The organism is Helicobacter sp., assembly GCF_022511165.1.
In the GTDB taxonomy this organism is placed as follows: Bacteria; Campylobacterota; Campylobacteria; order Campylobacterales; family Helicobacteraceae; genus Helicobacter_C.
In genome coordinates this window covers 1-10679 of sequence record NZ_JAFLSB010000049.1, presented here as the reverse complement: position 1 = coordinate 10679, position 10679 = coordinate 1, and the positions used below count along the sequence as shown (strand labels likewise).

8 protein-coding genes and 1 pseudogene are annotated in these 10679 nt (G+C 40.1%); 6 read left to right on the top strand and 3 right to left on the bottom strand.

What is annotated here, in order from left to right:
* The coding region (locus tag J1E28_RS06825) for a glycosyltransferase (RefSeq protein WP_291028104.1) at positions 1 to 1147 on the bottom strand (1147 nt) is incomplete at its 3' end.
* Between the two features lie 383 nt (positions 1148 to 1530).
* Between J1E28_RS06825 and J1E28_RS06820 the strand changes: the two genes are divergently transcribed.
* The 6 genes from J1E28_RS06820 to J1E28_RS06795 all read left to right on the top strand — a co-directional run bounded on the left by J1E28_RS06820 (position 1531) and on the right by J1E28_RS06795 (position 8238).
* The gene (locus J1E28_RS06820) at positions 1531 to 3639 is read left to right on the top strand and encodes a TonB-dependent receptor (protein ID WP_291028102.1); all 2109 of its coding nucleotides are present in this window, start codon (positions 1531 to 1533) and stop codon (positions 3637 to 3639) included.
* A 71-nt stretch (positions 3640 to 3710) separates the two neighbouring features.
* Entirely contained in the window at positions 3711 to 4856 is a 1146-nt protein-coding gene (locus tag J1E28_RS06815) for an ABC transporter substrate-binding protein (RefSeq protein WP_291028100.1), read from the top strand.
* A 23-nt stretch (positions 4857 to 4879) separates the two neighbouring features.
* Positions 4880 to 5644, top strand: coding sequence for a class I SAM-dependent methyltransferase (locus J1E28_RS06810; protein WP_291028097.1), 765 nt, complete (start codon positions 4880 to 4882; stop codon positions 5642 to 5644).
* Positions 5641 to 6639, top strand: a complete 999-nt coding sequence (locus J1E28_RS06805) for an iron ABC transporter permease (protein WP_291028095.1) — start codon at positions 5641 to 5643, stop codon at positions 6637 to 6639. Before J1E28_RS06810 ends, J1E28_RS06805 begins: the two co-directional genes overlap by 4 nt.
* 115 nt (positions 6640 to 6754) lie before the next feature.
* Positions 6755 to 7516, top strand: coding sequence for an ABC transporter ATP-binding protein (locus J1E28_RS06800; protein WP_291028093.1), 762 nt, complete (start codon positions 6755 to 6757; stop codon positions 7514 to 7516).
* Entirely contained in the window at positions 7501 to 8238 is a 738-nt protein-coding gene (locus tag J1E28_RS06795) for a TonB family protein (RefSeq protein WP_291028092.1), read from the top strand. Before J1E28_RS06800 ends, J1E28_RS06795 begins: the two co-directional genes overlap by 16 nt.
* A 36-nt stretch (positions 8239 to 8274) precedes the next feature.
* On the opposite strand, the gene J1E28_RS06790 is transcribed toward J1E28_RS06795, so the two are convergent.
* A complete protein-coding gene (locus tag J1E28_RS06790) occupies positions 8275 to 10407 on the bottom strand; it encodes a TonB-dependent receptor (protein WP_291028090.1) in 2133 nt (710 codons plus the stop codon).
* 126 nt (positions 10408 to 10533) lie between these two features.
* Positions 10534 to 10679: pseudogene (locus J1E28_RS06785) on the bottom strand (NADPH quinone reductase MdaB); the annotation flags it as partial.

The following is a 10679-nucleotide window of genomic DNA, read 5'->3' as shown; positions in this document are numbered from 1 at the left end:
TAATGCACTCTGTGCTTTGCTTATCTAAAATCACGCGTGAGCCTTGCACAAACACGCCTTTTTGCGCATAGCTCAAATGGTCTTTGACAAAGTGAGGCTCTAAAATCATATCGCCATCAATAAGGATAATATATTCATAATTTGCAGAATTTATAGCATTGTTGCGACTTTTAGCAGCACGAAACCCCTCATCTTCTTGCCAAATATGCCTCAAAGGGCAGGGAAAATCTTTTTGATATGTTTTGATAAGCTCGGCAGTATCCTCCGTGCTACCATCATCGGCGATTAAAACCTCATTAGGCAAAAACGCAAGGTTTTTGACAGAATCTAGCACAAGAGCTAATCTTTCTTTTTGATTATAAGTAGTGATGACAAGCGAGCATAACAGGGGGGGGGTCGTGTCTTGTTGTATTTCATAGAGTTTCATATATTTAAAAAACGCTCCAAGCCCATTGCACGCGCTAATAACAAGGCCCTTATATCCATATAAAAAGCCCTTTTTTAAAAAATAATCCTTAAAAAACGCAAAAAATCCGTGAGTGATTGCCTTGAGTGGGCTTGATTGCTTGTGGGGATTTTGCTCTGCCCAGAGGCTTGAGTATCGTTGGAGCTTTTCAAGCAGATGTGCGATATTATCATAAGCATAGTGCTTTAAACCGCTTGAAAGCTTAAGTGTATGCGCATTTTGGGGGATTATTATGCTCTCGTGCACGATATTGTCATTAAAGCGCGTGAAGTTTTTATTAAAAAGTCGCCAAACAAAATCCGGATACCACCCACACGCCTTTATCCACTCGCCATTATAGAGATTTTTGCGTGGGAGGGCATAAATGGTATGAGTTTCAAGCCTAAGGGCTTCAATAAGCGTAAATGTGCTTGCTTCAAGCACTTCATCAGAATCAATACTTAAAATCCAATCGTGCTTAGCATAGCTTATGGCGAGGTTTTTCAAAGCCCCAAAGCCGATAAATTCGCTTGTATAAATTTTGACATTGCTAAAGTTTCGGGCGATAGAGAGGGTATCATCGCTGCTCCCATTATCAAGGAGGATAATCTCATCAAATCCTTGCAGTGATTCTAAGCACTCTTTGATTGTCTCTTGGGCGTTTTTGACGATAATCGTTGCGCTTATGGGGAGTTTTTTCATTTTACCTCTTTTTGCATTGTGAGATTCAATCATTGCTTGGTATCGCGCTTTTATCATCTTATAGAGCGCAATGCCTACGCATATCAATGCGCTATTGTAGCAAAATTTATTGCATTTAAAGAGAGAGGAGAAGCTATATTAAGAATCAAAAAACAAATATTGATATTTACTTCATATTTTTCCTCAAAAGATGTAGTTTTGCTCATAGTTTTTGATTTTTAAGTTTAATTTTTTGGAGACAAAGGTTTGTTTTGATGCTAAAGAAGCCATAAGCGCTGTTTATTTCATTATATAAATTTATATATATTTAAGGTGGAATTTTTTAGAATCCATTATATATTTTTTTATATTAAGGAGTAAATCGTATGTGTAGGGGGCTTAAGATGAGAATAGCACTTAGAGATTTAAAGAGCGCGACTCTTTCTCAAAAAGGCTTTATCCCACAAAGCACTACCTTATTTAAGGAGCATAGCTTTTCTAAATGGTATGCAGGGGGCTTGTTGGCTGCTTTGCTTTTAGGTGTAGGCTATGGTGAGGAAGTGTATGATTTAGGGCGCATTGAGGTGCTTGCTAAAGAAAAAGTCGATAATAACGCGACTTTAGAGGTGATTAAGCAAAAAGATATTCAAAATACTGCTTCAAGCGATGTAGCCCAAGCCTTGCGCTATCAGTCCGGTATGTTTTACCAGCCTGCAGCTTCACCAAGAGGAGAGCCAAATATCGGCATACGTGGTTATGATTATGTGAGCACAGGCTTTTTTATTGATGGAATCCCTGTGCATTCTATCTATGATAGGCAGACAGACTGGGCGCAGTTTAGCACCTTTGGCATTGCTGAAATTGATGTCTCTAAGGGTTTTACAAGTCCTATTTATGGTATGAATACTTTGGGTGGGGCAGTCAATGTGATTACCTCTAAGCCTATAAATCCTTTTGAACTCAATGCGCGCTATGGCTTTGTGAGCAATAATGAAAATCAAGCCTCACTCCAAGTAGGAGGCAATAGCGGCAAGGTGTATTATAGCCTCGGTTATGCGTTTATAGGGCGAGATTCTCTGCCGCTTTCACATCATTTTGAGCCAACCCAATACCAACCCACAGGCGAAAAAATTAACTCTTACTACAAAAACCATACTTTTCGCGCTAAAGTGGGCTTTGAGCCAAATGAGAATCACGAGTATTCTTTAAATCTCATTTATCAAAAGGGCGAAAAAGGCGGTATGTTTGATGCAAATACGGGTGGGAATTTTTGGCAATGGCCTCATTATGATAAAATCACTGCTTATCTCTTAGGACGCTCAAAATTTACCGACAGCCTAAGCCTTGATACAAGGTTGTATTATGATAGATTCTATAACAGACTTGATTCTTATGGGAGGGTTCAAACAGATGGGAATCACGGAGCTTGGAGCTTTGGAAGTATTTATGATGACTACACATTAGGTGGAATCTTTACCTTTGGCGTGGATTTTGATGCGGATAAAAACCTTAAATTTGGGCTTAATTTCAAAAACGATAATACTGACCACGGCGATAGTGTTGCACCCGGCTCTACAAGCACAAATGATAATGACAAAATCAAAGACTTAAGCACCTCAATCTTTGCCGAATACGCTCAAAGGTTTAATCAAACTTTCCGCTTTGTGCTTAATGGCAGCTATGATAGAAATGATGTTACTTATGCGGTGATAGATACACAACCACCAAGCCGCCATTTACAGGGCTGGACTTTGCAGGGGATACTCTATGCAAATGTCAATGACTACAGCACTTTATATGCCAATGTAGGTAAGAAAAATAAGCTCCCCACGCTCAAAGACCGCTTTGGTTCTACTTGGGGTTCAAGAATCCCCGCGCCAAACTTAAAGCCTGAATCTGCTCTTAATTACGAGCTAGGCGTAAAGTTTGATTATGAATCCACTCATTTTAGCCTCGCTGGATTCTATAATGATTTAAATAATATGATTATTTCTGCTGGGACAAGCGATACTTCGTGTGCGAATGGGAATAATTGTGTGATTTTAGAAAATGCCAAAGAGGGCTATGCTTATGGTGCGGAAGTGAGTTTGAAGCAGGGCTTTATAGATGATAAGATTGTCTTTGGGGCAAACTACTCTTATGTCGAGCGCAAGGCGACAAATACCAATGGCTCTAGCTATGGGGTTGATGGCAGTAGAATCTTAAACTATCCTAATCATATCGCTAATGCTTCGCTTATAATTGCGCCTATCAAGCAGTTTGATGTAATGGGTTTTGCTACATTTCAAAGCAAACAATGGTATGGGGTTGGTGGTGGGCGTAATTCCCCCATAACAGCCTATGGACAAAACAAAGATATTTTTCTCCTTGATGTGAAAGCAAATTACCGCCCTATTGAGGCTTTGCAATTTTCAGTTGGCGCATACAACTTGCTTGATAGAAATTACTACTATAGCTCGGGCTACTATATGGCAGGGCGCAGAATCCTAGCAAGTGTGGAATATAAATTCTAAATCTTTCTAAGCCCCCAAAAAAGCGCAAAATTTTTGAGGGGCGATATGAAAAAATAAACAAAGGAGCAAATATGAAAAAACTCATACTACTTAGTCTTATCCTTGCATTTTTTAGCGCGTGTGAGCAAAAGCAGGAGCAATCTAGTCAAGCAAATCAAGAATTAAGCAAAGAAATAAGCCAAAGCACAGATTCGCAAGATGAGCCAAAAGCGCAAAATCAATGCTCTCTCAAAGTCTTTGGCGCAGCCCCACCTATTAGCGTTTTGCTCGAACTTCTCTATCCGGAGGGAATGATAGGGCTTAATTATAAGCCTTACCCTGAAGATGTGAGCTTTATGCCAGAGGGAGTGGCGGATTTGCCAATTTTAGGGCATACAGGAGGGAATTTGAATTTTGAGCAAATTGCAAGTTTGAAGCCTGATGTGATGTTTTTTAGTGATAATACTTTAGATTCTGTAATAGAGCCTTATGCAAAGATTGGCATTGAGAGTGTAAAAATACCCGCGTTTTTCTATGAGCAATCAAGTAAGGCAATAGAAATCATCAGTGAGAGCTTAAGTAAAAATGAGCAATGTATAGCGGTAATTAAGCCACGAAGTGAGAATCTGCTTGCATTTTTAGAGGAAAGTGAGAATCTCCTTAAAAAAGCGCAAGATATTTTAGATTCTCAAATATCAAAAGAAGAACATTTACAAGAAAAAATAGATGAGGATTCTAATGTTTCTCATATCAAAGCTCACTCCTTGCGCCCTAGAGTGTATTTTGCGCAAGGTTTTGATGGGCTTAAAACTCAATGCGGCGATGAGGGAGATTTAGCCTATAAGCTTGGCGGGATTAATGCCATAGCTTGTGAATCTTTAAGCAATGCTCAAGGGCAAACAAGCATTGATTTTGAGCTTTTGGCAAGTTTAAACCCGGAAGTGATTTTTGTGCGCGAAATTGGGTTTTTTAATGAGCTCATAAATAATCCTAACCCCAAATGGCAAGAGCTTAGCGCACTTAAAAATAAGCAAGTCTTTTATGCGCCTAGTAGCCCGAGTAATTGGCTAATGCGTCCGCCGAGTATCTTGCAAAGCATAGGGCTTGTGTGGGGATTAAGTAAGATTCATCCTGAACTCATTAGCGATGAGGTGGTAAAGGACTATGCGCAGAGATTTTATCGCACATTTTTGCAACCTTTGAGTGATGAGGAGTATCAAAGACTGCAAGGGTTATAGAATCTAATATAAAAGGAATGTAAATGAGTGAGCAGCTATGGGATAAAAAGGCACAAAAATTCCCGCGTTTTGAGAAAAATACCAAAGATACCCTAGAGATTCTTGATTTTTTCCGCGCACAAGGTGTGGTGTTTAAAGATAAGCATATTGTTGATATTGGTGCGGGGAATGGGAGATTTGCCCTTGAGCTTGCCTTTGAGGCAAGGGCGGTAGATACGCTTGATTTCTCTCAAAATATGCTTGAATTTTTGCAAACTGACGCACACACGCTAGGGCTACATAATATCCGCACTTTTGTGAGTAAGTGGGAAGACTTTGATGTGAGCTTGCTCGGGGAGATTGATATTGCCTTTGCTTCAATGACTCCAGCACTTAATACCCTTGCAGGATTTAAAAAGGCTTTGAGTGTTGCTAAGGAGGGGTTATGCTATGTGGGCTGGGGGCGTGTGAGACAAAATGCGTTTTTAGATGAGATTTTCGCACTTCATCATATCAGTGTGGAGCTGCCTGTGGGGCTACCTCAAGTATTAAAGTGGCTTGAAGAGTTCGGCTATAAGTCTCTTACGCATTGTTACAAGGACGCGAATTTCACACGCACACTCAATATACAAGAAGCCATAGAGGATATACAATGGCATATTGCAATGCACCAAGCAGAGCCTCATTTGGAGCAGATTCAAGCTTATGTAGAATCTAAGCAAGAAAATGGTGTGATAGTCTATGAGCAAAAACGTGAGATTGGGCTTTGCTTTATCCCGCCTCTTGCAAAAAAGGAAGAGGATAAATGAGAAAAAAGATAGCATTGCTCTTTGGGGTATTTGTGCTTTTATTGTGTGCTTTTGGTGCTGCGCTAGGGCTAGGGCGATTTGATATTTTTTATAGCGATATGTTTTCGCTTGTGGGCGATTATGTGAGTGGAAATGCGGGGATTGATAGCATTATTTTTGTAGAGGAGCGCATAAAACGCATTATTGCGGCAATGTGTGTAGGTGGGGCTTTAGCCTTAAGTGGCGCACTCTATCAGGGTATCATAGGCAATCCCCTCGTATCCCCTAGTATCTTAGGAGTGCTTAATGGTGCAAGTTTTGGTGCAGCTCTAGCAATGGTGCTTGGGCTTTCGATACTGGGCATTGAGGGCTTATGCTTTATCTTTGGCATTATCGCAATGGGCGTATCTGTGTGTCTTGCCTATGCTTTTGATAGAAAAATGAATATTTTAGTGCTTATCCTTGGGGGAATGGTAAGCTCGGCATTTTTTGGCGCACTTTTAAGTGGGCTAAAGCTTGTGGCTGACCCTTATAATGCTTTACCTAACATTGTATTTTGGCTTATGGGTTCTTTGGTTGCTGTGCAAAGCACACCTTTAGCGTGGCTGTGCGTGATTTTTGTGATAAGTGCGGCTGCAAGTGTGCTTTTGTCCTCATATATTGATGTGTTAAATCTCGATGAGGAGAGTGCGCAAAGTCTTGGGATTGGCATTAAATATGCGCGTCTTTTCTTTGTGCTACTTGCTACACTCCTAGCGAGTGCTTCTGTGGCTGTTGGGGGACTGATTGGCTGGGTAGGGCTTGTCGTGCCGCATATTGCGCGGTTTGTAATGGGTGCAAATCACCGCTTTATGTTACCTTTTTGTATGCTCTTTGGCGCGCTCTTTTTGCTTGTGTGTGATAGTATTGCGCGAAGTATGTTAAGCGTGGAGATTCCGCTTGGGATTGTGAGTGCAGTAATTGGGATTCCTGTATTTGTTGGGCTTTTGGCTAAAAAAGCCCAACAAGCGCCCTAAGGCTTAAGATGTCTCAAAAAGTAGGGTGTAGCAAATATGTTTAAGGCGATAAAATCCTATGTGTGCAGAATCTGCATTGAGAGCGCAAGAGATTGCATAATATGCAAGGTGCAAAATGGCTAAAATACTTTCTCTCTCACATCTTACCTTACGCTTTCCTAAGCCCCCGCTAGAGCCATTATTGCGCGATATAAGCTTTAGTATGCAAAAGGGTGAGATTATATGTATCTTGGGTGCAAATGGAAGTGGCAAAAGCACATTGCTTAAGAGCATACTTGGGCTTTTTGATTATAGTGGGGAGCTGTTTTTAGAGGGTAAAGAGGCGAGGGGACTAAGTGTGCGAGAGAGGGCAAGGCTATGTAGCTATGTCCCGCAAAACTATCATATTAGCTTTCCCTTTAGTGTGCTTGAAGTGGTGCTTATGGGGAGATTTGCGCATCATCGGTTTTTTTATACACCTAAAGATAAACAAGAAGCTTTGTGCGCTTTAGCTACTTTGGGTATAGATAATCTCTCTCAAAAACCTTATTTTAGCCTCTCTGGTGGGCAAAAACAGCTTGTGCTGATTGCTCGAGCTTTGGCGCAAAAAAGTGAGTTGATTTTGCTTGATGAAATGACAAGTGCGCTTGATATATCTCATAGTTTTGTCCTGCTTGAAGTGATAAAAAGCTTGAAAAAAAGCGTTATTTTTACTTCTCATCACCCTGAGCAGTGCTACATCGCAGATAAGATTCTCACACTTAAAAATGCGCAGCTTTTGCATTGGGGCAGTCGCACAGAGGTGTTAAATGAAATGTGTATTAAGGAACTTTATGGTATAGATACGCAACAAGTGCTTTTGCCAAATGGGGGAGTGTATTTTTGTCCCAAAATATAAACACTCAATCCCCAAAGCCCACACTTCCTTCAAATACTTTTTCTATGGTAGTTAGCTTTTGTTTTGCAAGTATGCTTTATATACTAGGATTTTTAGGGTATTATTCTTGTGATAAGCCGCATTTAAATAAAGCTGGGGAAGTGCAAATCACCTTATTTTCTTTGTCTCATTTTCACAATGAGGGAGAGGATTCTCAATATAGAGAGAATAATAAAGAAGTATCAAAAACGCCTAAGACTTCTCAAAATAAAACAAACACAAAAAGGGCGCAAAAAAGCGTAGAATCTAAGAAACTACAGCAAGAGAGAAACTCCCAAGCTAAAGATAACAATCCTATGGAAACTGCTTTAGAAAATACGCAGCAAGAGGCTAAAGAAGAGGATTCTCATAGCCAAAGTGTGCAATCTTATGCAAGTGGCGCAGACGAGATAGATGCGTATATGAAATATGTGTATGAACGCATTGCTCGAGCTTATATGCGCTCAAGTGCCTTGAGAGATGCGACTATAATAGGCGAAGTGGGGCTTATTTTTCATATTGATACACAGGGAGTAATACGAGATATTCACATCAATAAAAGTAGCCAAGATACGCGTATTGATAGGGTGGCTCTCTCTGTGCTACAAAGCGTAGGCAGGGATTTAAAAAAGCCAAGCAAAGCCTACACAATGAGCGTAGTCTTAAGCGTGGGTAAAAATAATCAAAAAAAGGGAGAGGAATAAGCTTATAAAAGGGCTAAGCTAGATTCCCCAAAGAGGCTAAAAATCAAGTGTGAGATTCACCCAATATCTGCGCCCATCGAGTATAAAGCGGTAGTTATTGGCATAAGTAGCACTACCGCTTGTTGCCACATTGTCATAATCAATAAAGCTATGATTGAGGAGATTATATACCCCGGCATTAAGGCGGATAAAGTCATTGAGCCGATAATTTGCCCCTAGAGTGAGTATCATATAATCTTTATAATATCGAGGGTAAAGTGTAGTAGCAGTATTGCTATAATAATTGCTATTTGGTGTTTTTGCTTTGTATTCTGCTCGTAAATATGCGCCAAAGTCTTTATACGCATAGCTTAATTTTCCATTCACAGAATGTCTTGGAATATAAGAGAGTTCGCGTCCTTTTGTCGCGCCAGAAGTAACTTGCGTATCTGTCCATATATAGCTTACATCAAAGCCTATGCCAAAAATTGGCTTAATCCCAAAGCCACTTTCCACTCCTTGTGTGTAGGCAGTATCGGCATTATAGAGTTGAGAGCAGCCACGGCTATAATTTTGGCAGTATATTTGATAGATTGGGTCTGTGGCTGCTAGAGTTTGGGAGGTAATTTTATTTGAAAAATTATTTCTAAATCCTGTAACGCTCAAATCTATCACATCATTATCTAAGATAATGCCTAGTTCATAATTTATTGAGGTTTCAGGCTTTAAGTTTGGATTACCCAAAAATCCTAGATTACCCTGACTCCCATAGCCATACACTCCCTCTACAAGCTGATTGGTATAGGGGGTTTTATATCCTGTGGAGAGTCCGCCTTTGATTGTAAGGCTATCTGTGATATTTAGGACGGCATAGATGCGAGGGGAGAGGTGATTGCCAAATTTGGTATTAAAAGTATCGCGCACCCCAAATGTGAGAATAAAAGGCTCAAAAATTTGCCATTCATCTTCTGCAAACGCACTTAATGTATGGAATCCAAAGTTATTTGGATTAGCTGCTCTATCGTGCATTTGCTCATTGCGATATTCGCCCCCGATATTGAGATTATTTCTCTCTCCTAAATACAATAGCATACGAGAATCCACATAAACATCTCGCCCTATAATATCTCGTGGCTTACCCACATCTGGGTCGGCATTAAAATTGCCCACAACTATACGCCCAAGATTTTGTGTATTCATATATTGCACTGAATTTTTCCATTTCCCAAAATTATAATCCCCATCGTGTCCAAGTAATGCTACAAGTTTTGATACATTCATAGAATCTGTATATCCACCTGTTAATCCAGTGGCACCAGAGCTTACGTGATTGCCAATTTGTCCTTTTGAATTATCAAAAGCAATTTTTGTATAATCCACATCGGCTATAAAGGTGTTTTTGCTACTAGGAGCGTAGTTAAGCCTTGCGCCGACATTGTAAGCATTGCTCTTTGCGCCAAAAAATGATGAGGTGGTGTTGCCATCATTTGTTTTAAAGGTATCTCCTGCTAAGGAACGATATAAATCTCGTAATCTCACATTCATACCTAAGGTTTTGCTCAATGCCCCTGCAGCGTAAAATGAGGCTTGATAGGTTTGTTGGTAGGTATTTGATTCAGGGATATTTGCTTCAAGACTTAGTGTCGCGCCCCATTTTTCTGGAATCTTTTTGGTAATGATATTTATCATTCCACCCATTGCATCGCTTCCATAGAGTGTGCTCATAGGACCTCTAATAATTTCAATGCGACTAATTGCGCTCAATGGAGGCATAAAGGCATTATACATTGATTCCATACCATTATTGTTTGTGGCGATTTGCCCACCGGGCTTTTGGCGTCTGCCATCAACTAAGACAAGTGTGTAATCTGCGGGCATTCCACGCATTAAGAATGTATAGCCTCCTAATTTACCCGCACTTGAATCAATCTCTACGCCCGGCACATTGCGCAAGGCTTCGGCTAAATCGCGATAAGGCATAGTGGAGAGTTCTTCATTGCCAATAACGCTTACTGAAGCGGGAGCATCGATAACATTTTTCTCACTTCCTGAAGCTGCTGTAACGACTGAAGCTTGTAATTTTACATTGCGTATTTGTTGCGAATCCGCACGAGGCAATGTTTGCGTGGATTCTATACTTTCATCAGCAAAGATAGGGAAGCTAGAAAGAAGTGTTATGCCCCCCCCCATAATAATATTCTGCTTATTGCTTTCATTTTTAACCTTTCTCAATAAATTTGAGATGAGTATAAAAAAATGAAGCTTAAAATAAAATTTATTATGATATTAATTTTTAAAATAGTAAATGCTGCTCCTCTAGCCCAAATGTGTCTTTAGATGCTCCTTATAGGCGGTGATGTAAGATTCAATTTGGGGATTTTTGATAACATCATTACACATAAAAGTGGGTAGAATTTGCATTCCTAAGAATTGATGTGCTTTATGTAAAATGCGAAGTTGCG

Coding starts and splice junctions, on each gene's coding strand:
- J1E28_RS06820 (WP_291028102.1), top strand. CDS start 1,531: ATGAGAATAGCACTTAGAGATTTAAAGAGCGCGACTCTTTCTCAAAAA.
- J1E28_RS06815 (WP_291028100.1), top strand. CDS start 3,711: ATGAAAAAACTCATACTACTTAGTCTTATCCTTGCATTTTTTAGCGCG.
- J1E28_RS06810 (WP_291028097.1), top strand. CDS start 4,880: ATGAGTGAGCAGCTATGGGATAAAAAGGCACAAAAATTCCCGCGTTTT.
- J1E28_RS06805 (WP_291028095.1), top strand. CDS start 5,641: ATGAGAAAAAAGATAGCATTGCTCTTTGGGGTATTTGTGCTTTTATTG.
- J1E28_RS06800 (WP_291028093.1), top strand. CDS start 6,755: ATGGCTAAAATACTTTCTCTCTCACATCTTACCTTACGCTTTCCTAAG.
- J1E28_RS06790 (WP_291028090.1), bottom strand. CDS start 10,407: ATGGGGGGGGGCATAACACTTCTTTCTAGCTTCCCTATCTTTGCTGAT.